Annotated in this window: 23 protein-coding genes and 1 riboswitch; of the genes, 9 read left to right on the forward strand and 14 right to left on the reverse strand. The window is 52.3% G+C overall.

Annotated features, from left to right (window positions below):
- Positions 1-137: 137 nt before the first annotated feature.
- The 3 genes from QW71_RS30535 to QW71_RS30545 all read right to left on the reverse strand — a co-directional run bounded on the left by QW71_RS30535 (position 138) and on the right by QW71_RS30545 (position 1,806).
- Positions 138-1,001 carry an aldo/keto reductase gene (locus QW71_RS30535; protein WP_047014068.1) on the reverse strand — a complete coding sequence of 288 codons (864 nt, stop codon included), beginning with the start codon at positions 999-1,001 and terminating at the stop codon, positions 138-140.
- 123 nt (positions 1,002-1,124) lie between these two features.
- Positions 1,125-1,439 (reverse strand): multidrug efflux SMR transporter, encoded by a 315-nt coding sequence (locus tag QW71_RS30540; protein ID WP_039308448.1) that lies wholly within the window; start codon positions 1,437-1,439, stop codon positions 1,125-1,127.
- Position 1,440: 1 nt separating this feature from the next.
- Positions 1,441-1,806, reverse strand: coding sequence for a multidrug efflux SMR transporter (locus tag QW71_RS30545; RefSeq protein WP_039308452.1), 366 nt, complete (start codon positions 1,804-1,806; stop codon positions 1,441-1,443).
- A 59-nt stretch (positions 1,807-1,865) separates the two neighbouring features.
- Positions 1,866-1,978: riboswitch (guanidine-I (ykkC/yxkD leader) on the reverse strand.
- A gap of 166 nt (positions 1,979-2,144) precedes the next feature.
- On the opposite strand from QW71_RS30545, the gene QW71_RS30550 reads away from it, so the two are divergent.
- Entirely contained in the window at positions 2,145-3,071 is a 927-nt protein-coding gene (locus QW71_RS30550; protein ID WP_039308455.1) for an MBL fold metallo-hydrolase, read from the forward strand.
- Between the two features lie 82 nt (positions 3,072-3,153).
- Here QW71_RS30550 and QW71_RS30555 read toward each other — a convergent pair whose 3' ends face one another.
- Positions 3,154-5,436, reverse strand: coding sequence for a glycoside hydrolase family 3 C-terminal domain-containing protein (locus QW71_RS30555; RefSeq protein ID WP_039308460.1), 2,283 nt, complete (start codon positions 5,434-5,436; stop codon positions 3,154-3,156).
- A 121-nt stretch (positions 5,437-5,557) separates the two neighbouring features.
- Between QW71_RS30555 and QW71_RS30560 the strand changes: the two genes are divergently transcribed.
- Together QW71_RS30560 and QW71_RS30565 are read left to right on the forward strand one after the other, a co-directional pair.
- A complete protein-coding gene (locus QW71_RS30560) occupies positions 5,558-6,859 on the forward strand; it encodes a helix-turn-helix domain-containing protein (RefSeq protein ID WP_039308463.1) in 1,302 nt (433 codons plus the stop codon).
- 138 nt (positions 6,860-6,997) lie between these two features.
- The gene (locus tag QW71_RS30565; RefSeq protein WP_039308465.1) at positions 6,998-7,369 is read left to right on the forward strand and encodes a hypothetical protein; all 372 of its coding nucleotides are present in this window, start codon (positions 6,998-7,000) and stop codon (positions 7,367-7,369) included.
- A 105-nt stretch (positions 7,370-7,474) separates the two neighbouring features.
- Here QW71_RS30565 and QW71_RS30570 read toward each other — a convergent pair whose 3' ends face one another.
- From QW71_RS30570 to QW71_RS30585, 3 genes are all read right to left on the reverse strand, one after another.
- The gene (locus tag QW71_RS30570) at positions 7,475-7,915 is read right to left on the reverse strand and encodes a DUF5680 domain-containing protein (protein WP_200905995.1); all 441 of its coding nucleotides are present in this window, start codon (positions 7,913-7,915) and stop codon (positions 7,475-7,477) included.
- A 1,077-nt stretch (positions 7,916-8,992) separates the two neighbouring features.
- A complete protein-coding gene (locus QW71_RS30580) occupies positions 8,993-11,815 on the reverse strand; it encodes a glycoside hydrolase family 3 protein (RefSeq protein WP_039308471.1) in 2,823 nt (940 codons plus the stop codon).
- A gap of 180 nt (positions 11,816-11,995) precedes the next feature.
- Positions 11,996-12,907: an AraC family transcriptional regulator gene (locus QW71_RS30585; protein WP_235441601.1), complete on the reverse strand. Its 912-nt coding sequence runs from the start codon at positions 12,905-12,907 to the stop codon at positions 11,996-11,998.
- Between the two features lie 136 nt (positions 12,908-13,043).
- Between QW71_RS30585 and QW71_RS30590 the strand changes: the two genes are divergently transcribed.
- Together QW71_RS30590 and QW71_RS30595 are read left to right on the forward strand one after the other, a co-directional pair.
- Positions 13,044-14,261, forward strand: a complete 1,218-nt coding sequence (locus tag QW71_RS30590; protein WP_039308474.1) for a sugar efflux transporter — start codon at positions 13,044-13,046, stop codon at positions 14,259-14,261.
- 14 nt (positions 14,262-14,275) lie between these two features.
- Complete coding sequence (locus tag QW71_RS30595; protein WP_039308478.1) at positions 14,276-14,725, forward strand: response regulator transcription factor; 450 nt, start codon at positions 14,276-14,278, stop codon at positions 14,723-14,725.
- 35 nt (positions 14,726-14,760) lie between these two features.
- Here QW71_RS30595 and QW71_RS30600 read toward each other — a convergent pair whose 3' ends face one another.
- The 5 genes from QW71_RS30600 to QW71_RS30620 all read right to left on the reverse strand — a co-directional run bounded on the left by QW71_RS30600 (position 14,761) and on the right by QW71_RS30620 (position 18,621).
- Complete coding sequence (locus tag QW71_RS30600; protein WP_039308482.1) at positions 14,761-15,459, reverse strand: SDR family oxidoreductase; 699 nt, start codon at positions 15,457-15,459, stop codon at positions 14,761-14,763.
- Positions 15,460-15,489: 30 nt separating this feature from the next.
- A complete protein-coding gene (locus tag QW71_RS30605) occupies positions 15,490-15,945 on the reverse strand; it encodes a VOC family protein (RefSeq protein WP_039308485.1) in 456 nt (151 codons plus the stop codon).
- Between the two features lie 533 nt (positions 15,946-16,478).
- On the reverse strand, positions 16,479-17,027 hold the full coding sequence (locus QW71_RS30610) for a helix-turn-helix transcriptional regulator (RefSeq protein WP_039308487.1): 549 nt from the start codon (positions 17,025-17,027) through the stop codon (positions 16,479-16,481).
- A gap of 91 nt (positions 17,028-17,118) precedes the next feature.
- Positions 17,119-17,943 carry a metallophosphoesterase gene (locus QW71_RS30615; RefSeq protein WP_039308490.1) on the reverse strand — a complete coding sequence of 275 codons (825 nt, stop codon included), beginning with the start codon at positions 17,941-17,943 and terminating at the stop codon, positions 17,119-17,121.
- Positions 17,944-18,039: 96 nt separating this feature from the next.
- Positions 18,040-18,621 carry a TetR/AcrR family transcriptional regulator gene (locus QW71_RS30620; protein ID WP_039308492.1) on the reverse strand — a complete coding sequence of 194 codons (582 nt, stop codon included), beginning with the start codon at positions 18,619-18,621 and terminating at the stop codon, positions 18,040-18,042.
- A gap of 234 nt (positions 18,622-18,855) precedes the next feature.
- Between QW71_RS30620 and QW71_RS30625 the strand changes: the two genes are divergently transcribed.
- Both QW71_RS30625 and QW71_RS30630 read left to right on the forward strand, forming a co-directional pair.
- Positions 18,856-20,346, forward strand: coding sequence for a DHA2 family efflux MFS transporter permease subunit (locus tag QW71_RS30625; RefSeq protein WP_039308495.1), 1,491 nt, complete (start codon positions 18,856-18,858; stop codon positions 20,344-20,346).
- A 757-nt stretch (positions 20,347-21,103) separates the two neighbouring features.
- Positions 21,104-21,394, forward strand: coding sequence for a hypothetical protein (locus QW71_RS30630; protein ID WP_039308497.1), 291 nt, complete (start codon positions 21,104-21,106; stop codon positions 21,392-21,394).
- A gap of 36 nt (positions 21,395-21,430) precedes the next feature.
- Here the strand turns inward: QW71_RS30630 and QW71_RS30635 are convergent, their stop codons facing one another.
- Positions 21,431-21,772 carry a hypothetical protein gene (locus QW71_RS30635; RefSeq protein ID WP_039308499.1) on the reverse strand — a complete coding sequence of 114 codons (342 nt, stop codon included), beginning with the start codon at positions 21,770-21,772 and terminating at the stop codon, positions 21,431-21,433.
- Between the two features lie 161 nt (positions 21,773-21,933).
- The gene (locus QW71_RS30640; RefSeq protein ID WP_039308501.1) at positions 21,934-24,312 is read right to left on the reverse strand and encodes an ABC transporter ATP-binding protein/permease; all 2,379 of its coding nucleotides are present in this window, start codon (positions 24,310-24,312) and stop codon (positions 21,934-21,936) included.
- A 262-nt stretch (positions 24,313-24,574) separates the two neighbouring features.
- On the opposite strand from QW71_RS30640, the gene QW71_RS30645 reads away from it, so the two are divergent.
- Entirely contained in the window at positions 24,575-25,249 is a 675-nt protein-coding gene (locus tag QW71_RS30645; protein WP_039308504.1) for a response regulator transcription factor, read from the forward strand.
- A complete protein-coding gene (locus QW71_RS30650; RefSeq protein WP_039308507.1) occupies positions 25,246-26,289 on the forward strand; it encodes a HAMP domain-containing sensor histidine kinase in 1,044 nt (347 codons plus the stop codon). The genes QW71_RS30645 and QW71_RS30650 overlap by 4 nt, the downstream gene beginning before the upstream one ends.
- The last annotated feature ends 408 nt before the right edge of the window (positions 26,290-26,697 follow it).

Here is a 26,697-nt window from a genome sequence, read left to right on the forward strand (position 1 = left end):
CGGGTGGTTTTTTGTTTCGCGCGTTTCACGCACTCAACTGGCTAAAGCCAAAACAAAAAAGCTGCCCCCTTTAAGAGGACAGCCTTGTCTTGTCATGCTTGTCATGCTTATCATGCATATTATGCTTAGTGCAGTTCTCAAATCATATCCAGCGGAACCTTCCACGATGGCTGCGGAAAGGCATCGTCCAGCTGCCAAAGCTCATCAGACGTAAGCACAAGCTTGCCGGCGGCCGCATTCTCTTCCACATGCTGGCGGGTGCCCGCCTTGGGGATCGCCATCACCGCTGCTTCACGGATGCTCCAGGCAAGCAGAATCTGCAGCGGAGTCGCTTCATGATTCCGGGCAATCCTCTGCACGGTCTCATTCTCCGTCAATCCTTTTCTCAGGGTTCCCGCCTGGGCCAGCGGAGAATACGCCATTACAGGAATTTTGTGTCCGCTCAGCCATGGCAGCAGCTCATGCTCGATGCCTCTGGAGCCGAGATGGTAGAGTACCTGATTCACTGCGCAGTGATTGCCGCCGGGAATGCGCAGCAGCTCCTGCATATCAGGCGTATCGAAATTGGATACGCCCCAGCGGGCGATTTTGCCGGAAGCTACCAGTGCCTCCATTCCCTCTACAGTCTCCTCAAGCGGAAGAGTCCCCCGCCAGTGCAGCAGGTACAGATCCAGATGGTCGGTGCCCAGCCGCTTCAGGCTTGCTTCACAGCTGCGGATTAGAGCGGCTCCTGCAGCATTATGCGGATAGACCTTGGAGACCAGGAACACCTTGTCGCGGATTCCCTGCACCGCTTCACCGACAAGCTCCTCGGAACGGCCGTCTCCATACATTTCAGCGGTATCAATCAGGTTCATTCCCAGCTCAACACCGTGGCGCAATGCAGCAATTTCTTCAGCCCGGTTTGCTGCATGCTCGCCCATGGTCCAGGTTCCCTGGCCCAGTCTGGGCAGCACAGCTCCGTCCGGCATAAGGATAGTATCAGATACAGGTTTGCTCATAATAATGGAAGTCTCCTTATAGGATGAATGGTGTGGCTTGCTACTTACTATACTTACCATATTAACCTTCCCGAAACATCCGGCAAGTGTCCAAATCATAAATTTTCAGCAGAGGCAGCGGAATCAGCCGATCAGCTTCAGCCCGGCTACAGCTCCAAGAATCAGCACGATGCAGAAAATACGCCGCGGATCGCGGGCCTCACCATAGAACACCATACCCATAATCGCGGCTCCAGACGCGCCAATCCCTGTCCAGATCGCATACGCTATCCCCATCGGCAGACTCTCCATCGCCAGTGACAGCAGCAGGAAGCTTGCACCAAAACCCAGGACAAGCAGTCCTGCAGACTGCCAGTTGCGGTTCTTATGCAGCTTACCAATCATGGCCACCCCGAACATTTCACATACCCCGGCGGCAATCAAAATTACCCATGCCATATTAATTCAGCTCCTTTGTTTGCTTATCCGCCCTATCCGCAGGCGTGGCCAGCTTCAGACCGACGACTCCGGCCAGCAGCACCAGTATCAGTATCAGCTTCAGCGGACGCAGCGGCTCTCCAAACAGGATTCCGCCGGCCAGAACGGTTCCCGCAGTCCCGAGCCCGACAAATACAGCGTAGACTGTACCGACCGGCAGCCTGCCGCTGGCCCATATGAGGGCGTAGAAGCTGACCAATATCGCCACTATCGTTATCGCCCATTCCCAGGGAGCTGTAGCGTGCTTCAGCCCGATTACCCATACCACTTCAAAGCAGGCAGCACCTGCAATCATTGTCCATGCCTTGCTGCTGTTATTTTTGCCCATTTCTCTTCTGCCTCCTGAAAATAAAATAAGCCCGGAAGGTTACCGTCAATACTGACGATACCTCCCGGGCTTTTATCCCTCCGTGTATACACGGCCATGGTTCACTCCGTGCGTTCTCCCTCGGACCAGACCAGCATCGCACAACAGCTGCGGAACCCTAGAGAACAAATAAAGCATTATTAAGTTACAACGTATGTTAGCAAATTCCCCTGTGAAAAGCAACCCCTATATTCTTGCCGGATGAAACACGCCGCAGTATGAACACGTATAAATAAACTGGAATTACCGGAATGTAAGGATTTAATTATTTTTTATTATTTAGGGAAAGAGGTTAAGCTATGTTCCATTCCAGACATTTCAACATTATTACGTTAACTGAGGGCATCTATGCCCTAGAGGCTACTGAACAGGGCGGCGCCATGAGCAATGCAGGTATTATTGACTTAGGCGGATTCACTCTAATCTTCGACACGTTCAATACTCCGCAGGCGGGCTGGGATCTTCGTCAAGCCGCCCTGAGCCTGCTGGATCAGCCTATCCGCTATGTTGTCAACAGCCACTGGCCTGGAGACCATGTCCGGGGGAACCAGTGCTTCGCGGAAGAAATAATTATCGCCTCTGGCACAACGCGCACGCTGATGCAGCAGACCCAGCCCGGTTGGCTGGCCCGTATGACACCACTTTTGCCGGACCTGGAGAGCGATCTTGCCGGGCTCACCGCCAGGATATCTGCTGAACCTGAGGAAGCGGCACGGCTGCGGCTAACTGCCGAGCAAGCTTACCTTCTGGAAATCCGCGAATCTATAGAAACGCTGATTGTCACCTACCCGGCTCTCACCTTCGAGCATCAACTCACTCTTCACGGGACCAAAAGAAGCGTAGAGCTGCTGTCTCTCGGCCAGGCTCATACGGTATGTGATACAATCCTCTATTTACCATCTGATTCCATCGTCTTTGCCGGAGATGTTATTGCGGTACATAACCACCCACTATTCACAGATGGTAATCCGCATAGCTGGCTGCATGCACTTGAGACGCTGGATAAGCTGAACGCGCAGCAGATCGTTCCCGGCCATGGTCCGGTCAGCAACTCCAGCGCAACCGGCAGTATGAGACAATATATCACTGACTTATTGGCCATCAGTGCTGATTACCGCAACCCGGCTCAGTCTGATATTTCCGGCATCCCGGTTCCTGAAGCGTATCAGAGCTGGAAAGCCCCTGGTGTATTCCAGCGCAACCTGGAGTTTCTCCTGCGGAATTGATAAAGAGGCAGCGGACCTTAACAGCCCGCCGCCTTCTTCATTGTCCTCACGTCCGGAATCAATTCTTACCCTGCCAGTGCTCTTATTCCTGTCCGGCCAATGCGTTCAATTCACGCAAATCCTCAGCCAGATCGGCTTCGGTATATTTGCCCTGGCCGAAGCCGATCAGCGCGCGCAGCGGCATGTATTTCATCATGGCCAGGAACATTTCAGGATTATCACCCATCGCATCTTCCATCCCGAAGATACTGCCGTAATTCTTGGCTTTGCCCTCAGTCAGCGGATTCGCCAGCAGATCTCCGACCGTAGAGTTGCGGTGGAACCTTACGGCCAGCTTCGTCGTCGATACTACCTCCAGCTCTGCGGTGAGGCGGATATCCCGTGAGGATGAGCCTACGGCGATATTGAACAATCCGCTCTCCACATGCCAGTCGGCCAGCTTCACATTGTAATAGGCAAAGGAGCGCTTGTTCAATGTAAAGGTTACCTCGCGTTCTTCCCCCGGCTGCAGTTCAATTTTGTCGAAGCCCTTCAGCTCCTGCAGCGGACGGATGACACTGCTCTCTACATCGCTGACATAGAGCTGCACGGTTTCTTTGCCTGCTCTTCTGCCGGTGTTCTTAACGGTCACCGAAACCTGTACGGTGTCCGTATCCTTGATGCTGGTCTGATCCAGCGACAAATTACTGTACTCGAATTCTGTATAGCTGAGTCCGAACCCGAACGGGAACAGCGGCTCAATTTCTTTTTTATCATAATAGCGGTAGCCTACAAACAAACCTTCCTTATACTCCACAGTATCGCCTTCCCCGGGGAAGTTCAGGAATGAAGGATTGTCGCTCAGCTTCTGCGGGAACGTCTCCGCGAGTTTGCCGCTTGGGCTTACTTCACCAAAGAGCAGATCGGCCACCGCGCCGCCAAAAGCCTGCCCCCCGAGATATCCTTCCAGCACGGCCTTCGTCTGCGGCAGCCAAGGCATTTCTACAGGAGAGCCGTTGCTGAGTACCACGATAATGTTACTCTGAACCTCAGCCACAGCATTGATCAGCGCCAGATGGCTTGCCGGAAGCGACAGATGGCTGCGGTCATATCCTTCTGACTCATAGCGGTCAGGCAATCCAAGGAACAGCACGGCAGCGTCCGCCTTCACCGCTGTATCGCGGGCTTCCTGCAGCAGCTCATCATTAACCTCATCGCTGGCCAGCTCATACCCCTGTGCGTAGAGGAAGCTAGCCCGATCACCGGCAACCGCCTGCATCTCGATGAAAGCATCATCCAGCTTCGTCGGATTCACATGCGAGCTGCCGCCGCCCTGATAGCGCGGTGTCTTGGCGAATTCGCCGATAATTGCCAGGGTACCGCTCTTGGCGAGCGGCAGAACACTGTCCTCGTTCTTCAGCAGCACCATGCTCTCCCGGGCCACCTCACGTGCCAGTGCATGATGTTTGTCCTGATCGAAGACTGCCTCTTCGTCCCGGCTGTCCGCACTCTTGAAGATAAAGGCCAGCATCCGCTCTACCGCAAGATCCAGAGTCTCCACGGACAGCTCCCCGTTGTTCACTGCAGCTACGATCTTGGCGTCGCCGATGCCTCCGCTTGACGGCATTTCCAGCTCCAGACCCGCTTGCAGCGCCTTCACCCGCTCATTGACCGCGCCCCAGTCGGACACAACAAAGCCTTCAAAGCCCCACTCGTCGCGAAGCACTTGCGTCAGCAGCTTGTGGCTCTCTGAAGCATACTCACCGTTCACCTGGTTATAGGAACACATAACGCTCCAAGGCTGGCTCTGCTTCACCGTGCCTTCGAAGCTGGCCAGATAAATCTCGCGCAGGGTCCGCTCATCAATAACGGCATCCACGGACATCCGGCGGTGTTCCTGATTATTGGCGGCAAAATGCTTCAGTGAAGTGCCGACACCCTGGCTCTGCACTCCCTTCACATGATGCGCGGCCATCTCCGAAGCCAAATAAGGATCTTCCGAGAAATATTCAAAGTTCCGGCCATTCAGTGGTGAACGCTTGATATTATTGCCCGGCCCGAGCAGAACAGCGACATTCTCCACCTGACATTCCGCCCCCAATGCCTCGCCTACCCGGGCAATCAGCTTACGGTCCCAGGAAGAAGCCAGACCCGCTGCTGACGGAAAACAAGTCGCCGGTACGCTGTTATGCAGGCCCAGATGGTCCGCACTTCCCTGCTGCTTGCGGAGACCATGAGGCCCGTCCGTTACCATAAGTGAAGGAATGCCCAGCCGTTCAATGCCTTTGGTATTCCAGAAATCCAGTCCGGAGCAAAGTCCGGCTTTCTCTTCAAGTGTCATTTGTGATATAAGCTGCCGGATATCCGCTGCTGTTGCCGTTGCCATAGTGTAGCCCTCCTAAGAATGCGTTTTCTTTTCTTTATTTTAAACGACTTATTCCGGCATTTATGGCATTTTAATTGGATTTTTGGTAATTTGATTATATTAAGAAAAGGAAGTGTTAGTTATGCCCGGAGAAATGGAAGAACGCGAAGGAAAAGAATATATCTGCAAGCTGATATATGAGGCTTACCGGGTTCCGGTCATGTGGCTGGATGCCGCAGACACTTCACTGCTGACCCTGCCTCCGGCATTCGAATGCCGCCCGGCTGTTCAGGGGGCTCACTCCCTGCTTCACGAGGTCATGGATATTGCCCGCAGGAGCAGTCCTGCGGCAACAGCTGCCGGGAAGGCTGCCCACACTACTGCTCCGCCGTATCTGCATACTACCGGCTTCCTGGAGAATTTCATCATTCTCCTGCTGCCTGAAGCCGCACGCACCGGCGGGGCCATCGTCATCGGTCCGGTGCTAAGCGCACCGGTCACCGGAGATAACGCGGCCAGCCTGATGCGCGATTACAGCATTCCTCCGGGGCAGCAGGAAGGCTGGCTGCAGTATTACCGCAGCTTGCCTGTGCTCAGCCGGATGCGCTGGTATCACGCTGCACTGCTGCTCTACACCCTCGCCACCGGTGAGGCATTGTCTATTACGGAGCTGCTGCTGGCTGCGGGCAAGGCGGAGCAGTCTGTCCCGCAGCCGGATGACAGCCCAGATCTGGACCTGTCCTACCGCCGCGAGAACACCTGGCTGCACCATGATCCGATGCTGGAGCGGGAGATGTTCCGCCATATCAGGAACGGGGACAAGGCAGGGCTGCTGCGGACCCAGGCTTCTTTTTCGGAAGAGAGCTACGGACGGTTGTCGAAGAAAAGCCAGCTGCGCAGCAAAAAAAATCTGGCCGTCTCCTCCATTACACTGGCGACACGCGCAGCGATTGAAGGTGGGCTGTTCTGGGAGATTGCCTATACCCTCAGCGACTTTCACATCCAGCATATTGAAGAGCTTCACGATATTCCGGCCGTGGACCGCGCCCAGCTTGCCGCTCTCTGTGACTTCGCCGACCAGGTGCTGGGCAGCCGCAGTTCGAAGCTCTCCCGCATCTCCGCGCTGTGCCAGAATTATATTTACAATCATTTATATGAAGAGATTCCGCTCAGCAGGCTGGCCGAATTCACCGGACTTAACGCCAGTTATCTGTCCCAGCTGTTCAAAAAAGAGACCGGAACCGCCATCAGCGATTATATCCAGCAGGAGCGGATCGAAGAAGCCAAACGGCTGATGGAGCTGCCCGGCATTACGTTGTCGGATATTGCCTCCCGTCTGCATTTCAACGACCAGAGCTATTTCACCAAGGTATTCAAGAAATACACGGGCCTCACTCCCGGACAATACAAGCAGGATTCAGAGCGGTTCTCCCGCTTCACCTAAGCAGACAGCTGAAATAAGCTTCTGATTATTCCGCGCCTGCTCTCTGCCTTGCCGTACAATCACAGCATAGATTTGCAAAATTATGGTATGATCCGGTTAAGGACGCTTTTATACTTTCTTACAAAGGAGCGATTCAGCATGGGAACCATTATTATTATTGGAGTGGTTGCAATTATCGTGGTGCAGGCAATTAATTACGGTAATGGCCTTGAACGCAGGAAGAGGCAGTACGGGAACAGAGATAACTCCGCAGACAGTTATTTCTTCACAGGAGCTGATCCGAATAACTCTGCCGGAGACAGCCGCAGCGATGATCACCGTCACAATGACGGGCACAGCGGAGCCAGCCATCATCACGGGCATCATAACCACAGCCATGGCGGCAGCAACTGGGATAGCGGCAGCCATCACGGCGGCCACGGCGGCTGGGACAGCGGCGGTCATGGAGGGCATGGCGGTGGCGATTCCGGCGGTGGCGGGGATTCCGGCGGCGGCGGTGGCGGCGATTGACTGAACAACAGAGTCTCCTATAGGCCATGAATGGGCTGCTTGGGAGGCTTTTTGTGTTGAGCATCGGTTCGGGCGGGCGTTTGGCAGGAAAGGACGTTCCGCGTGCTACTCCTTAATTAGGCCGCCATGAAACATACATTCATAGACCATTGTATCTCCGGCCCAAATCACCTCTAACCCGCTGAACCAGGAGAAGTCCCCGTCTACTGAGCATTTGTAGATGAGACGGCCATCCGTGTAATGCTCCGGCCCGCGGAAGGGCTTATCCTCAGGCACCAGGAACAGGGCGGCTTTCAGGAAGTCACCGCTGAAGCCTTCCGCGGTCACACGCCCGGTGTAATTCATCGCCCACAGCGGCTGGTCATCCTCCCACAAGGCTTCCTCTCCGGCAAACTTCTCTGAACCAAGGTAGGTATCTATGTATTTCAAGTTCCCGCGCACAAATTCCAGATCATGAGACGCCGGCCGGGACGGGATTAACTCCGGACCTTTACCTGCATAAGTTGCTTTCTTGGCCTCTATCAGAAACTTAATCTTGTCCATCATAACTATCATCCTCCCGAAAAGTTAATCCAACCACTCCATAATAGAACATACGTTCCGCAAAGGCAGTGACTTATCTCCTAATATATGTATCTAAATTGGGGGACTTAAAAATGTACCGGGCATGAGTGACAGGCCATTGGGCAGCAATGTGTACTTGAGCTGGCAGTGCGGAATGCATAACGGATAGTTGTATTTCGTACAGCTAAAAACCGGCGAATAACCGCCTGAGCAGGGATAACTGTATTCTGTACAACTAAAAAAGGGAAAAGTGTCCTTTTTAGGCATAGGATTGTTGTATAAGTGTACAGAGTGCAATTAAACCTCACCCGGCGCAATAACAGCTCACTTTAGTTGTACAAATTACAATTAAAACTTGACGAGCGCCCTGAGCAGGCAAGCGGAAATTGTAAATTATACGAGATGTCTGGTGCGACCGGAGGATGTCCGTTTCAGGCTGTATTGACAGACTCGAGCAGCACAAAATCGCCCGGAGGGCGGGCGAGGAGTACGAGCGAGGAGGACTGAAAATCCGCTATTTGGACAGATCGAGCGGATTCACCAGTCAATTGGACTCAGAATCCTTTATACGACCGCACACCCCTTATTTCGGGCTCAATTGAATAATATAAGTGATTCTCAGTCCGAATTGTCCTAATTAAATAGTATTGGGGAGATATAGCGTCTTCTCAGTCCGCTTCACTCGCAGGTTGGCGTTACCAGCTAATTTTCAATCTGTACATTTTCCAAAAAACAATAAAACCAGCATCCGCAGATACTCAAAAAGTGGTCATAGACGGTGAAGATTCGTGCTACATCGACTTTGGGAACAGGCGATGTACAAAATGCATAGGAATAGCATTCAGCCATTCCTAGTGCTTGAAGATGCTTGTAGTATCAAGCATTCAGGAGAGCTCCCTCCATCCAGTGACTCTCAGGATAAAATCAAAGCCCCTGACCATAAAGGCCAAGGGCTGAAATTCCTTGATGTCACGCGGTTTCTTAACGTTTCGGGAAATGTGCTGCAAGACCGGCTACTCTACTTTAAGCCCAGCAAGGGTTGCTGCTAAGCTCCACCTTTTACAAAGTAAATTGAAAGCGGCTGAGCAATACCTCACCAGTGAATACCAGGTACACATCGGCGGTTCCGGCATCCACGCCCGCAATTGCGGACTGGCTGTGCCATTTCTGGGCTTCACCTGACGGGACTCCCAGCGTTGCTGCCAGCTTGCCTGACGGACTGCCGGTTCTGACTTCAATGCTGCCGCCCTTCACGGAGGACACAAGCACTTCGACGCCAGCTGCGCCTTTGGCAAACTGTACATTATTGAAGGCAATCCAGGCCCCATCCTTCACCGGATGTACCGAAGCCCCGCCTGCCTTGCATTCATCCAGGAATACCGCTTCATAATCATCGTAGTTCTCGGCTTTGACGGCTGTGTACAGGTTACGCGCCGGTACCGTGTCGCCGTGTACTCTAATCTTGGCCGACAGCTTGATATCACCGGAGGAACGGCCCACAAGAATGTTGTATTCTCCGTCTTCTACACAGTATTGCTCACGGCTTACATCCCAGAAAGCGAGATCAGACACCGGCAGAGTAAAGGCTACGGTCTGCGATTGTCCTGCGGCCAGATGGATTTTGTCAAAACCCTTCAGCTGCTTAAGCGGGCGTCTGATCCGGGTCGACAAGGACTGCACATACACCTGAACCACTTCAGCGCCGTCTACGCTTCCGCTGTTCTCCAGCTCTACCGTCAGGCTGATTGTGCCGTCCTCCTGCACTTCTTCTGCTGCCAGCGCCAGCTTGTTGTAAGCCACCTGCGCATAGCCCAGACCATGGCCGAACGGATACAGCGGCTCCCCGTCGAAGTACATGTAGGTTCTTTTGCCTTTGATGATGTCGTAGTCCATGAATTCCGGAAGCTGATCCACGGAGCGGTACCAGGTCATATTCAGTCTGCCGGACGGGCTGTAATCGCCGAACAGGACATCTGCCACCGCATTGCCGAGCTCTTGCCCGCTGTGAGAGGTATACAACACTGCCGGGATATGCTCATCGATCCAGGTGGAGGAGATCGGATAGCTGCCGACAATCACAACTACCGTATTCGGATTGGCGGCATAGACCGCCTTAACCAGGTTCTCCTGTTCTACGGGCAGCACGATATCCGGCCGGTCGATCTCTTCCTTCCCGTTCAGCAGCGGGTGGTTGCCCACGAATACAACTGCGACCTCGGCAGCTTTTGCCGCTTCTACCGCTGCTTCTACGCCGTTCACTACAACTTTCTTGTGGAATAGAGCTGCTGCGGCAGACGTCTCTTCTTCAGCAGCGCGGATGGTTCCGTCCTCGGCGCTAATAAACAGCGGCTTATTATTCCAGGTCCGCAGGGATACTGCACCCTCTGCTTCCGGCACCAGATTCAGCGATTCCTTCACATACCAGCCGTAGATTTCATCAGCGGAAGCTGTCAGTGTGCCGGCATCCGTCAGGGTGACATATTGTCCCCGGCTTGTGGCCTCCAGGGTATTAGCGGTCCAGCCCCAAGCCGTATGGCGGAACAATTCTCCGCGCTCCGGCTTGTCATGCAGCACAGCCAATCGTCCATCTTCGCCGGTAATGCCCACCGTCCGGCCGCTGGCCGCTGAGGTTAAGAGAATCCGGTCACTGCCGCTCTCGAAGGAGACCTGCTTGCCTGCCAGCTTTTTTGTCACTCCCTGCAGAGGTGTCACCGCATAAGGCAGCGTGCCCGAATACCAGTCTCTGAAGGCTTCGTCCCCCAGCGGGCCGATGACGGCTACCTTGGACAGCGCAGATGCACTCAGCGGGAGGGCTGCATTGTCATTCTTCAGCAGGACAATAGATTCCTTGGCCGCTTCAAGAGACAAGTCGCTATGCGCTTTACTGAGAATGACGGAATCATCAATTGCCGCATAAGGATTACCTTCCTCCGGATCGAACTCACCCAGCCGGAATCGGATGCGGAAGGTATTCGTGAGCGCGCGGTCCAGATCTTCCTCGGTCAACAGGCCTTCACGGAGCGCCTCATGAATGACTTTAATGGTCTCCTCCGTCTCTTCGGTTACACTGTCAATCCCGTTCTTGATCGACTCCGCCATTGACTGGGCGAATGAATCGTAATACTTATGGTCCTTCACAATCCCGAACAGATCCCCGGCATCGCTTACAATGAATCCGTCCATTTCCCATTCGCCCTTCACAATCTCCATCACGGCCGGGTGCAGGATAACCGGCACGCCATTCACGGAGTTGTAGGCGGTCATCATGGATTGTGCTCCGCCTTCCTTGAAGGCCGGCTTGAAGGCTTCCAGATAATATTCACGCATGTTCCGCGGATCAATGCTGGATGAAGCCACACCGCGGTCGATTTCATTGTTGTTGCCGAGGAAGTGCTTAAGGGTTGCTACCGCTTTCAAATACACCGGATGATCGCCCTGGATGCCTTTGACAAGTGCGGTGCTCAGCTGTCCCGTCAGCTCAGGATCTTCCCCGTAGGCTTCCTCTGTTCTGCCCCAGCGCGGGTCCCGCTCCATATCCACGGTTGGTGCCCATAAGGTCAGGCCGTTAACGGTTGGATTCTTCCGGTAGAACGCCCGGGCCTCATCGCCGATCGCTGAACCGATCCGCTGCAGCAGCTCCGGGTTCCAGGTGCAGGCCAGTCCGCTTGGCTGCGGGAATGAGGTAGCTTTGCCCAGCCACGAAATCCCGTGCGCCCCTTCCGTACCATGCTTGTAACCGCCTACACCAAGACGGTCAATGGCCGCCTGATATTGCGGCATCAGACTTACCTTCTCCTCCAGCGTCAGCCGGGAGAGCAGATCCTGAACACGTTCATTCAGCTGTACTTCAATTTGTCTAAACGGATATGTAGCTGTTTCCATTAATAATCGCTCCTTTAATCTTTATGATAACGGTTTCATCTCAACCAAAGCCAGGCGTTCACAGTCCTCCGCACAGCCCGGTTGTTCTATCCTTCCTCATCATAAAAGATTAGCGCTTACAGCAACACCTGAACAATTGACATAAAAATCAGTTCATAATTAGAGAATCATTAGCTGAAATCAGGAGTTGCCGGGCTGCGGGGGATCTCCGTGCGGATAATGAAACTTCAGCGCATCAGCTGACAATCCAGTAAATTTAAGGTCTCCGCTCGTAATTACATAATCCCCTTCCGGCTTGTTCTCCAGCGGCCGCTTGCGGATCTCTTTGGGGGAGATGCCGTACCTGGCCTTGAATACTTTGTGGAAATAGGAATAGGTCGCGAAGCCGCAGGCATTCGCAATATTCTCCAGACTGAAGTCGGTATAGCGGATACGCTCCAGGGCGTTCGACAGCCGGATTTCCTGCGTGTATTGAATAATGGTATACCCTGACAGCTCTTTGAAAAGATGCACCGCACGCGACACGCTGAGCCCGGCATGATCCGCAACATCCTCTACCCGCAGCGGACTGAGCGCATGCTCGTTAATGTAGCGGTGCATTCTCATCACCATTTCATTGGACCGCTTTGGCGCATCCTCAACATTGGCGCCTTCCACCGACAAGCGGTCAAGCGACAGGCAGAGCGCGCAGAGCAGATGGCGGATCAGCTCGGGGCTGTCCTGGACAATCCGGTGCTGCTCCATGCTTAGCTGCTGCCAGAGAGACAGCATACCGGCATCCAGATGGATCCGCTGATGCAGCAGACGGGGCCGGGACTCCCACCACTGCTGAATCCACGAGCCTTCACAGAGCAGATAATAATCGCCGCTCTCGATCCTCCCGTCCATTTCCTCCACCACCAGATGATAAGGCTCTCCGGGCTGGTAGATGAGCAAATCCCCGGGTTGAATTCTTGTCATTCTCCCGTTGACCAGCGCCTTGCAGCTGCCCACCACCTGCAGCCGGAAGAGGAAAAACGGCGGGGGAGTGAAGGAGGTTTTGAAGGGCAGCGTATGAAAAGAATACGCGCAGGCATGCAGTCTCACGTCCACAATCGTCACCATCCCAGCCAAATAGTATATTTTTATGATCAGATAAAACATTCAATATTCTCAAATAATTAACTATACTATAACCAAATCAAAGATAAGTCTGCAAGCTTATGCCGAAAGGAACTCCACTGCCTCCATGTTAAAAAGGACCTATGCCCTGCTTCTGATTCCAACCTATCCGATATTCATGCTCTGCATGCTGCTGCAGGGAATGGCCATCTCAATCAGCGCCCCGTTCCTGGCTGTCTACTTCACGGAAGAGCTTGGCGTATCCGCCGGAACCTTCGGAATCTTCACTGCCGTCACGCTCATCAGCGGTGTCGCTCTAAGTATGCTGATTGCCAAACGCTCGGATGCCGGCCTGAACCGCCGCAAGCTTATGGTCATCTGCATGACGTTTAATGCCATTGCTTTTGCCGGATATATATTTATCCATGACTTCTACCCGCTGCTGATCTATATGACTGTGTTCACCGCAGCCGGCGCCCCGGCGATGCCGCAATTATTCGCTAGTAGCAGGGAAGCTGTGAACGCCAGCGCGTCCGCTGACCATGCCTTTGCCAATTCTACCCTGCGCTCTATGTTCTCGCTCGGATTCATCAGCGGTCCGCTGGCAGGAGCCGTTCTGCTGGGCCATTTCGGATATCAGGGTGTGTTCCTGTCTACCACCATAATTTTCTTAATCAATGCGCTGCTTGTGTTTAGTTTCGTACGTTCATCCGCAGCCGCAGCCGTCAGACAGGCCAGCAAAAGTGTACACAAGCCGGTACGGCTGCACCGGAATACCCGGGTGCTGGTGCCTTTTCTCGTCCTGACCCTGCTCTATGCCGGACACTGGGCCAATAACCTGAACATTTCACTCTTCATCATCAATACGCTTGGAGGCAATACGCAGAATGTGGCTTCGGTTGCGAGTATTTGCGCTTTGCTGGAAATTCCGTTCATGTTCATGCTTGGCTTGTTATCCGCCAAATATTCTAACAAGCTGCTGATGGGCTGGGGAATCGTGCTCGGTGCAGTCTATTACCTGCTAGTGCTTGGAGCTGGAGAGCTATGGCAGCTCATTGCCGGACAGGTGCTGCTGGCTTTCTTCGTAGCCGTAATCTCAGCGATTGGAATCAGCTATATCCAGGACCTGCTGCCGGACCTCCCGGGCTACGCATCAACGCTGTATACCAATGCTACAACGATCGGCAGACTGACCGGGAGCCTGGCAGGCGGAGCAGCCGCACAGTGGGTCGGCTACCGGCATTCTTACTGGCTGTGCCTGATCCTTATTGTAGGTTCACTGGGACTGCTGCTATGGCCGCAGCGTTCCCCGGAAGAGAAGATTACCCATCAAATGGCATCCTGACAGGAGGCATTCCTATGCAAATACTACTCATTGACGATAACCCTCATGTACGTGATAGCCTGAAGCACATGCTGGAGCAGCTCTTCACCGAAGCGGCGGATATTCTGGAATCTGGCTGCGAGCCTTCTGCCCTGCGGCTTATTCAGAAGCATAGACCTGAACTCATTATTACAGATGCCAGGCTGCTGCTGCTGAGCGAAGCCATGCCGCTGGACCGGTGGTATGATCAGCATACAAACGGCAGAATCATCGTCACCAGCAGCCATGAATTTGTCTTGAAGGCCTTCTGCCAGGGCGGCATCGATTCTCTGCTAAAGCCCATTGAACTTGGGGAGCTGGAAGAAGTCCTGCTTGGATCAGCAGGGATGAGCAGCAGTTATTCTCGAACAAACGGAGCTCCAGCGCTCGGACCAGATGATATGACCTATAATTACGGCAGCACGCAAAAAAGAGACCGGCGATGAACGATCCGCTGATCTCTTTTTCAATATATAGAAGTCTAAATCTCCATATCCTTACCCGTGTAATCCACGAACATGAAGTGCCCCTCCGGCGCGGTGCGCTGCTCAAGCAGACTAATAATACCTTCGGCACTGGTGCGCGGGCTCGTTGGCGCTTTCGCTCCGCCCATATCGGTGGGCATCCAGCCTGGATGCACGCTCAGTACATGTACACCACGCTCTTTCAGGGTAACATGCAGCTTTTGCGAGAACATATTGAGTGCGGTTTTGGAGATGGTGTACGGGTAGCTGCCCGGGTAAGCATTCGTAATGCTGCCTGCCTCGGACGAGATGTTGATGATCGAAGCCTCCGGCTCTGTTAGCAGCGGCAGGAAGTGCTTGACCACCCGCATCGGCCCATACAGATTAATATCCAGCGCAAGCTGCATTTCGGCAATATCCAGCTCTTCAAGCGGAGTGTCCGAGGCATTCAGCACGGCTGCATTATTAACAATGGAGCCCAGCGTCCGCCCCTCTTCCTTCAGGCTGGCAGCAAGCGCCGCGATCCCCTCTTCGTCCGTAACATCGAGCGCAGCCACCGTCAGCTTGTCTCCATAATCTGCGCTAAGCCCGGACAATGCGTCTTGCCCCCGGCTTAAGTCACGCACACCGGCAATGACTGAATGTCCGCGTTCCAGCGCTATCGTAACCAGATCCAACCCCAGTCCCCGTCCCGCCCCGGTAATCAGTATATTCATATGATCGTTCCTCCTCTATGACACTCTTACTTATTTATCGTTCTCCAGCAGCTCCAGGATCACCTTCAACTCTTTGAACGTATCCATATAAGCATAACGTCCTCCGGTGTACTCCCCCTTCTGTTGAAGCGGGAAGCCTTTGCCTTCGAGCAGCATAATCTTCTCCTTCATTCCCTCCGCTGCAAAAGCAATGTGGTGAAGCCCTTCCCCGTGCTCATTCAGATAGTCGCGCCATGTGCTCGGCTGATGGTCCGGTTCAATCAGTTCCAGCTGCAGGGAGCCCATATCGAAAAAAGCGAGCTTCGCCCGAGCCTCCGTCGCCCCGCCATTATAGTTAGTCTGAGCAATATCTGCCGTATCTGTAATGCCGATCTCCGGTTTCTCGATGCCAAAGAAGTCCGCATACGCCGCGCTTACCTTCTCGATATCGTTCACCAGAATTCCAATCTGCGTAATGAAGTGATTCCCAAGCAATCCTGACATCAGGCTATACCTCCTTCTATTCTGACCAGACTACCATACCCAAACGATGAAAGGGCTGTCAAGCCTGGCACAGAGAAGTTTCACGGTAAATGACAACAGACTTTGCTCTTCAGAGCAGCGAATCCCTGGACTTCAAGTGACTGTCCGCAAGAATCACCGACTTAACCCTCCGGATGTGCCGGAGACCCCGTGACTGCCGACTAAAGTAATAAGCCGCTCTGAATTCCTGCACAGAATACAACATTCTGCCCGTCAATTCGGCCGTAAGCGGGAATTGTTGTACAAAAGGCAGCAATTCTCCCCATCCAAGCTGATTAATGAAACAATTCTTGTATTTCGTACAACAATCTGCCCAAATACTCCGGAATCTACGGGCTAGAGTTGCAATTTATACAACAATTCTCCAGTCGTCAACTTGAGAGGCCCTCATTATAAGCTAATTATATAAGGCGCACGACTTCTCCCATCACCTATGGATTGGTACTCGGCTGGTTATAGTCTTAAGTGCGATGCACCGGGCACCCTTATGCGTTGTCTTAATCCTCCGCTCCCGGCTTCATCCGGTGCTTGCGGTAGTCGCCCGGTGTAACCCCAACGACCCGCTTGAAGACCCGGCCGAACGTAATCGAACTGGTATAGCCCAGCTTCAGGGCGATATCCTGCAGATTATCGCTGGTTGTCGCGAGCAGATATTCCGCGCGCTGCATCCGCAGCTGGGTCAGGAAATCGACGAATTTCATATCGAATTCCTCTTTGAACAAATGGCTGGCATACTTGCCGGAGATCTGGAACCGGTCGCTTAGATGCTTGAGCGAAAGATCGGGATTATCAAAGTTCTCTTCTATATATACCTTCATCTCGCTGATCATCGCCCGGTAGCTCTTCGATTCATTGACCGAGACATAGATCCGGTAAATTTCAACCAGCCACTTCAGCATTACCGTATGAACCTGCTCCAGCGTGGCCTGCGCCTCGATCTCACTGTAATACCCCTGTAGACTCGGCCCGCCAAAAATCCGCCGCAGGCTGTCCGACAGCTGCCCCAGCTCCCGGTCAAGCATCTGGATAAGCATGTGCAGCAGCATATGAATCTCTTCATCCCTGATCTGATCACCGCTGAACCAGATGAATAGCTCATCTACCCGCTTCTAAATATAACCTGGAGCCTGAATAGACTCAGTGTGCAATATACGCGTCGACTTTATATCCGGAGCCGCTGCTGGTTAATTTGGCATTATAGTAACCCATGTTTCCATCCGGCTTGCATTTATAGTCTCCCGAGCAGCCGCATACGAAGAATTTCGTCCGTGGATATCCCGGATTAATATTGCTAAGCTTCCGGTAGAATTTATGTCCATGATGTGTGAAGATGGCCAGGACCTTGTCTCTAGCTTTTACCGGAATTGCCGAGAAGAACCTGGATGTCTCCGCAGCGCTGAGCACATGGCTGGATTCAACTGTAATTCCCTGCACTCTTAGCGGCCAGTGGAAATCAATAATATAGAAATAGCGGTCATCCAGATTGCGCAGCAGGGTGATACTTGCCGGAGTGAATTGTCCCAGAGCACAATCAAGCCATACATATTTCACCTTACCCTGTGTTCCCGGGAAATTCATCTGTCCGCTAACCGCCCCCAAGTATTGCGTAAATAGGGACCGGGTGCTTGCCTCCCAATTTCCCATAGAGGCCTTATACGGGATGCTTCCGAGCGTGCTTGTTACTGTATCCTTGAAGTCTTTGTAATACGCGTTCGCATTATTCCCATGATCCGCTCCTGCCTGTGCATTATCTCCGCCAAAGATGAAAAAGCGTTTATTGCCGCTGCCCACTGCTTTGGGCAAAAGACCTTTAAAAATACTCAAGCTGTTTCCGTATCCCACATGGCTGTCGCCAAACACCGCAAATTCGACGGTTTGAGTTACTCTGGGCTTTACCCGGGGTACAGCTTGCTGCCCTGCCGGAATTACCCGTTTCCGCTTTGGACGTGCCTGCCTCTTCACCTGCAACCACCTCATATCAATAGATTCGCGATGCACAGTAATATCTACTATTTATATGCGGGATGAATTGGCAGTTCTTGGACCGATTGATCTTCCTTAACTCGAACGCAGCGAAGTGATCTGTTTGGCCAGATACTGCGGCGAATACGGCATATCCTCCCGGAGCCAGGCGATAATCGTACCGATGAGGGCTGCAGAGCCGTACCATACGGCAATGTCCTTCTGAACCGTTACTTCAGAAGCGTTGCGGGTAGCCAATCTTCTCTCCACCCGGGTAGAAATGATATCCGCCATCAGCTTGAACAGGCGATCGGTGAATATCGTACTCTTCCGCGACGTTAGCACAATTTTATAAAATTTCGCGTTCTCCGCAATATGCGTCAGCAGGCGCTCCAGCATCGGCCATTGCTCTCCTTCAGCCGCTTCAGCATTCCCCATATAACCGCTTACCACTTGAAGCACGTCCTCAGCCATATCATCCGCCATCTTCTCCATCATATCGGGGATATCCCGGTAATGCAGATAGAAGGTTACCCGGTTAATTTTGGCCCGTTCCGCGATGCGGTTGACCGTAATTTTCTCAATGCTCATTTCTTCCATCAGATCAATTACAGCCTCTCTCAGCAGTTGGCGTGTACGCAGGACACGCGGGTCCGTGTGCGGGGGAGTTTTCGTCATTTTAATCACTCCATTCTTCAACGTTCAAATCGCAGACTACACTTTTCAATAAAATGTCGTTTATCACCTATATAAACTACAGTTATAACTTAATCGTAAACTAATATACAGTTTTTCAGAAATCGTTGCTTGATTACATGAAAATTTCATCTATAATCTACTTTATACATTGTAAACTATACAACACACTGTAAATTTAGTCCATGATTCGGCGATTTGAAAGGATGGAGAATAGTGAGTAACAAGACAGACATTAAAGACAGTTCCATCAAAAAGGGACCTATTCTTTTCGTAATGATTCTCGGCGCCTTTCTGGCCACACTGAATCAGACGATAATGAGCGTTGCCACACCGGAGTTAATGCATGACTTCAACATCACAGCTGCAACGGCCCAGTGGCTGACCACCGGCTATATGCTGGTTAACGGTGTGCTGATTCCAATCACAGCTTATCTGATGCAGCGTTTCACTACACGTGAGCTGTTCCAGGCATCTATGTTTATCTTCTTCGCAGGAACGGTCGTTTCAGCTATGGCGACAAGCTTCCCGATTCTGCTTACCGGACGTATGATTCAGGCAGCCGGTGCCGGTATTATTATGCCGCTGCTGACCAATGTCATCTTAACCCTGTTCCCGCGTGAGAAAAGAGGCGCCGCCATGGGTATGGTCGGGCTGGCCATCATCTTCGCCCCGGCGATCGGCCCAACTCTGGCCGGATATATTATGGAACACTACTCCTGGGAGACCATGTTCTACGGCATGCTTCCACTCACAGTCATCGTCATCGTATGCGGATTTATTTATCTGAAAAATGTTGCAGAGCGTTCTTATCCAAAAGTCGACTTAACCAGTGTGGCCTTATCCACCATCGGATTCGGAACCTTGCTGTACGGCTTCAGCCGGGCGGCCAGCGCAGGCTGGTCAAGCGCAGAGGTACTGTTGTCGCTGGCTGCTGGTGTTATTTCCCTCGGCTTGTTCGTATGGAGACAGCTGGCTTCGGATAGCCCGCTGCTGGATCTGCGGGCCTTCAAGTATAATATGTTCTCCCTGACCACTGTCATCAGTGTCATGGTTACGATTGTGATGTATGCAGATATGATGCTGCTGCCGCTCTACCTGCAGAACGCACGCGGCTTCACAGCGATGGAATCCGGCCTGCTGCTGCTTCCCGGTGCAGTCATTATGGGCCTGCTCATGCCGGTTACCGGCAAGCTGTTTGACCGCTTCGGTGCGAAGTGGCTGGCCATTATCGGCCTGCTGATCACGATCCTCGCTACCCTGAGCTTCGTGAATCTGACAGACTCGACAAGCTATGCCTATCTGATGCTCATGTCCACCGGACGGCGGATCGGGATGGCGCTGCTGCTCATGCCGATTCAGACCCTCGGGCTGAACCAGCTGCCATCCAAGCTTAATTCGCATGGTACAGCCATCTCGAATACTGTAAGACAAGTGGCTGGTGCCGTGGGTACTTCCCTGCTGGTTACCGTAATGACCAGCCGTACCACTACCCACATGAAGGATATGATGGTCAGTGGTGTACAAGACACCAAGGAACATTTGATTACAGCAGCTTCCATCCAGGGTATCAATGATGCGTATCTGGTCATCGTGGGGATCGGCATCATCGGCCTGCTGCTCTCCTTCTTCATCAAGAAGGTAGGCCATGCCTCGGAGAAAGAACCCGAAATGAAGCTGAAGACGGTTGTTGCCAAGGAAGTCTAGGTTATGCAAAAGGGGCTATCCCAAAAGCCATGAAATGGCTGCTTGGGATAGCCCCTTTTTTTTACGTAGCATCAACGTGAGCACTCGGGTGGACGCTGCGTGAACGGACCGTTGTTCCAATCGCTCCCCCCTTTTTTTTACGTAGCATCAACGTGAGCACTCGGGTGGACGCTGCGTGAACGGACCGTTGTTCCAATCGCTGTTGTCCCCAGATTTTATTTATTCTCCTTAGCGGTGAAAATCCGGGGACAAAGGCGACCGCTGTCGCTTTTCCGCGGGTCGTTCCGTCCTCTCCGCTGTTTAAGCGGGATACGAATACATTCTTCAAAAAACATAAAAAAGAAACCTCTCTCTTGGTAAAATGGAAGTGGGGACTGACCCCATTTTAAAGGAGAGGTTTCTTTGTACATTCGATAGTCCATGGACCAACTTTGCTTACTAATGGATCTCGAAGAAGACTATTCCTTCAAACCACCTCGTTCGTGTCGTGAATGCAGCCATCAACTGGCTGGACGACGCTATCTTTGACGTGGCCTATCCTGATGGCGGCACAGCAGCCGGATTTCCGTACGCTTAACAGCTTCCGTTTTGAGCGAATGAAGGACGTTCATGAAACGGTATTTTCCGCCGTACTCCAGACAGCCCTTTTTTTATGGTCGGCACAACCGTTACTGCCTGCCTCCTCGCATAAACCAAACGCTTGTAGTACAATAATATCTTGACTGTACATTATAGAAGAAGAGTAAGAGGTGCCCGAATGGCTATTAGCTTCACGAAATCTATGCTTAACCGCTTAAACCAGGAAATCACAGAGATGGAATCGGGTATAGCAGAGCTACAGAAGAAGACCCACAAAACCCGGCTCAAAATTAACCAGATCGAAAAAGACTGCAAATTAAGCACTTCCCCCAGTGCACTTAGCAGCAAAATGAGCCGGATCACTAAATTACAGGCAGAACTCAAAAAAATCTCCCAGCAGCATTTAGAGCTGTCCAAGGAGATTAACAAAAAGAAGTCCACGCGCGCCCAGCTGCCGCCTGCGGAATAGCCCGTTTCCTGGATCTGTTTAAACAGCGCCCGGCAGTTAGCCCTTCTGGTCTTGCCGGACACGCAGCCAGGCCAGCAAATAGATCACGCATAAGAAACCCCAAAAGTAATTAGCGAATATACTCTGCCCTAATGCTGCGGAGAGTAGGATATGATACAGACAAGTAAATACAAAAAATGACGCTAATACCACGGTCATGGTTCTGGCGGATACCTGCTTCGGAATGGCGCTTCTTGAAATGAGGTAGGCAGCGGCAACAGCGATGGCTAAAGACAACACTATCCTCAGATTCTGATTCTTGAACATATCATGCATTGTAATCACAGCCGCCAGTCCAACAAAACACGCAATGATTTGGATGATATTTCTCGTTTTCATTCGATCCCTCCTGTGCACTTGAATAACTCTCATTTATGTTATTTTATCCCACACACTTCTTGCTTGTCTGTGATTAATGGCAATTAACGCACAAAGAACCAAAGGAACGGATTCCCTTGGTTCTTCATCATTTCATTCAGATGGATCAGGACTAAGCCTGGTTATTCACTGCGCAGTGCAGCAACCGGGTCCTTCTTCGCTGCCATCTTGGCCGGAATCGCACCGCCGAGAATGGTCAGCAGGACGCTGATGACGCCTAGAATGAGCGCATGCAGCGGGTTAAGCTGAGCCACATTCTTCAGCTCGGTCAGGTTATACAGAATCGCGTTAACCGGAATGGTCAGCAGGTAGGTAATGCCGATCCCCAGAATCCCCGAGCAAGCCCCGATAATGAAGGTCTCGGCATTGAAGACCCGTGTAATATCCTTCTTGCGGGCCCCCAGCGCACGCAGTACGCCGATCTCCTTCGTCCGTTCCATAACGGAAATGTAAGTGATGATCGCAATCATAATCAGTGAGACCACGAGGGAAATCGCTGCAAAAGCAATCAGCACCATCGTGATTCCGTCCATAATCCCGCCGGAAATGTTGGTGACAATAGCCGCCAGATCGGTATACTGCACCTGATCCTCCGTTGCCTTCCCTTCATTCCATTTGTCCAGATAGGCTGTAACGGATTCTTTGGCACTGAAATCAATCGGGTACAGCGAGACTGCGCTTGGAATTTCAGTTGCCCCCAGAGCGGCAAGTGCATCGTCTTTTGTCAAGGAAGCCATACTGCCTGCTGCTGCCATACCAGCGTTCATGAGGGGGGAACCGCCCATTGCGCCACTCGAACCCATGCCGGCTACCCCTTCTGACAAGGCCTGCCCTGTCAACACATTGATATCTGCGGCTTCCTGTGCGAGTACAATCTCAGATTTCTGTGCATCGGCAATGAACGTTGCGGCCAGCTCATCGGAATAGACAATGCCGGGAGACAGCGTGGAAATTCTGGAACCTTCCTGCCCGCGCAGAACACCAACAATGTTGAGCGTCACGGCATTAGGACTGTTGTAGAGACCGGTCAGGTTAGCAGCTGTTCCATTGACAACAAACTGCTCACCATTTTTCTTATAATAATCATTGTTCATTACCAGCTTCAATTGAGTTCCGACAAGATCGCTCAGATTGATGCTCTCGGCTTCATAATCCAGCCCCAGAGCATCCACTGCTGCATCAGTCAGACGGTTGTATTCATCCACGATGAGCACAAGATCGGTCTTCTCTGTAGGGAATGATCCTTCCAGCAGGTCATAGTATTGCTCCAGGTAGCTTCCCGAGGCACTGCCCTGTTTGCTTGGATATGGGGCTACAGTGATATTGCTTTTATCCAGCGTGGTTGCCTTGTCCCCATCCATAACCAGCCAGTTCATATTCACGGTGCGGGTATAAGAAACGCCGTCAATCAGCTTAGGATCGATTCCATCCAGATACTCGATATACTCCTTGGTCAGTACATTCGTATGCATGGCTGAATTTACGGTCGGGTCATACGGATAGAGCTTTTTATCTGCCGGATATGAGGTAAGTTCCGTTGACTCTTGACCCGGAGGGCCTGCATTCTGCAAATTAATCGCCGTCTGGTTGATCGAGACCGGGAAGTTGGACAAGGCCCCGGTTTCGTATGAGCTGATCTGTTTATCGAAGCCGTTGGACAAGGACAGAATCAGCGCGATGCCAATAATTCCGATACTTGAGGCAAAAGCGGTCAACCCCGTACGCCATTTCTTGGTGGCGATATTTTTACCGGATAATTTCAGTGCTGTGAAAAAGCTCATGCTCGTTTGCTTCAGCTTATAAGCACTTGAGGTCTTCTGCGTGGCCAGCGGATTGCTGTCCGAGATCGCATGACCGTCCGAGAAGCGGATGACGCGGTCTGCATAGCTCTCTGCCAGCTCCGGATTATGGGTGACCATAATCACCAGCTTATCCTCCGCAATGGTCTTGATCAGCTCCATGATCTGCTCACTGGTCTCCGAATCCAAGGCACCTGTAGGCTCATCCGCAAGGATAATGTCCGGATTGTTCGCCAGCGCACGGGCAATCGCTACACGCTGCATCTGTCCGCCTGACAGCTGATTCGGCTTTTTGTGCACATGATCCTTCAGTCCAACCTTCTCCAGTACTTCAAGCGCCTTGCGGTGCTTCTCGGCTGAAGCTATCCCGCTGAGCGTCATCCCCATCTCCACGTTGTCTGTGATGCTCAGATGTGAGATCAGATTATAGCTTTGAAAAATAAAGCCGACACTATTATTGCGGTACGCATCCCACTCGCTGTCTTTGAAGCGCTCTGTCGATTGGCCGTTGATGATCAGCTCTCCGCTGTCATACTGATCGAGCCCGCCGACGATATTCAGCAGCGTGGTCTTGCCCGAGCCGCTTTGGCCGAGAATCGCGACGAATTCACTTTCCCTGAAATTGAGATTCACTTTATCCAGTGCAACCTGTGTAAATTCGCCGGTCTTGTAGCTCTTGGTGATGTTTTTTAATTGCAGCATTGTTAAGTCTCCCTTTCCATCCCTGTAATCATTAGTCTCTCTGAAATCTTCTAGTCTTGCTGTACCCCAGTATAGCCGCCCAATATAAACTAAACCTAAACTCCCAGTTGAGACTGGCTTTATCTTGATGAGGTATACTAAAATAACCCCACAAAGTGGTGCTTTGGCTTCGGGGATTATTCGGGTACTTTGCGAGGACCCAAAACCATATATAAACAAGCTATACGTTGAATAACATGGAACCGTTCCAGGAGGAGACCATATGTTTAATATTCTTGTAGTTGAGGATGATGCCAAGTTACGCCAGCTCTTCTGTACCGTGCTCACCAGAAATGGATACCAGGCCTTGCCGGCCGTGAATGGCGAGGATGCGCTGGACGTGCTGGATAAGGAATATATTGATCTGATGATCTGCGATATTATGATGCCCCGGATGGATGGCTTCGAGCTGACGCGGACGCTTAGGGACAACAATCAGCAGCTTCCCATTCTTATGGTGACCGCGCGGGAGAATTTTGCCGATAAGCAGCAGGGCTTCCTCGTTGGAATCGATGATTATATGGTCAAGCCGATCAATGTGAATGAGATGATCCTGCGTGTCGGGGCACTGCTGCGCCGGGCCAAAATCATCAGCGAGCGCAAAATTGAATGGGGAGAAACCGTGCTGGATTATGATACGTTAACTGTAATTCAGGGGCCTGAGAGTATCCTGCTTCCGCAGAAGGAATTCTACCTCCTCTATAAAATGATCTCTTATCCGAATAAAATCTTCACCAAGCAGCAGCTGATGGATGAAATATGGGGGATGGATTCCGAATCCGATGAGCACACGGTGGTGGTTCATATTAACCGCCTGCGTGAGCGATTCAGGGATAGCGCTGATTTTGAAATCGTCACCGTCAGGGGGCTTGGCTATAAGGCGGTGAAACGGGGATGAGGAGCGGCAAAAACAGCGGCCTGTGGTGGTATTTTGTATCCATGGTATTTATCATCATTCTGTCGTTTGTCTTCATTATGGCTGTGCTGGCCTTCCTGTATTTCCGGGTAGAAAATAACACCTGGGAGCACGGGAACCCCTTTCCGCCTATTCTGACTATGGTGTTATTCAGTCTGGTCATCGGGACCACCATCAGCATTATGGTAGGCCGCAAAATATTGTCCCCGATTACGGACTTCAGCAAAGCGGCCAAGGAGATCGCAGGCGGCAACTTCGACATCTATTTGAATGAGTCGCACCGCGTCAATGAGATCAGTGAGGTGGCACATCACTTCAATCTCATGGTCCAGGAGCTGCGCAGCATCGAGACCCTGCGGAATGATTTCGTTGTCAATGTATCTCACGAATTCAAGACCCCTATTGCGGCTATCGAAGGGTACGCCATGCTCCTGCAGGAAGAGAACCTGAGCAAAGAGGAGCATGACGAATACACCGGAATGATCATCGAAAGCTCACGGCAGCTGTCCAATCTGTCCGGCAACATCCTCAAAATATCCAAGCTCGAAAATCAGGAAATGCTTACCGAGCTGGCTGAATACCCTCTGGATGAGCAGCTCCGCCAGGCGCTGTTGCTGCTGGAGTCCCTCTGGTCTGCCAAGCAGCTTAATCTTAATCTCGACCTGGAGGAGCAGCGCTATTATGGAAATGAAGAGCTGATGATGCAGGTGTGGCTCAATGTGCTTGGCAATGCGATCAAATTCACGCCGGAAGGCGGAGAAATTTCGGTCTCCATTCAAGCGGACAGCTCCTGGATCTCCGTAATTATCTCCGACACCGGGATCGGCATGACTCCGAAGGTGCGTAAGCATATCTTCGAGAAATTCTACCAGGGCGACCCCGCCCGCGCCGCCGGAGGCAACGGCCTCGGCCTGCCGCTGGCCGCGCGCATCATCAGCTTAAGCAAGGGAACCATTGAGGTGCGCAGCGAGCCGGGACAAGGCTCGGCGTTTACGATCAAGCTGCCGGTTGCGGGGGCGTGAGCGGGGGCGTAAGCGGGGGCGGAGGGCGCTGTAGCTCCTCCGTGCCGCTGACCGCCTGCTTTCGGCGGATTCAGGGGCACTTTTGCACCTCTTTCCCGCTGACCGCCCCCTTTCGGCGGATTCAGGGGCACTTCCTCTTCTGCCCCTCATTTCCGCTTGCCGCCCACTTGGGGGCGGATTCAGGGGCACTTCTGCCCCTCATTCCCGCTTGCCGCCCACTTTGGGGCGGATTCAGGGGCACTTCTGCACCTCTTTCCCGCTTGCTGCCCACTCGGGGCGGCATTAGTGGGATTTATCCCTCTGATTTCAGCCTTTCGCCCGGTTGGGACAGCATTAGTGGGATTTATCCCTCTGATTCCAGCATTTCGCCCGGTTGGGGCAGCATTAGTGGGATTTATCCCTCTGATT

This window comes from Paenibacillus sp. IHB B 3415 (assembly GCF_000802655.2).
Lineage (GTDB): Bacteria > Bacillota > Bacilli > Paenibacillales > Paenibacillaceae > Paenibacillus_AQ > Paenibacillus_AQ phytohabitans.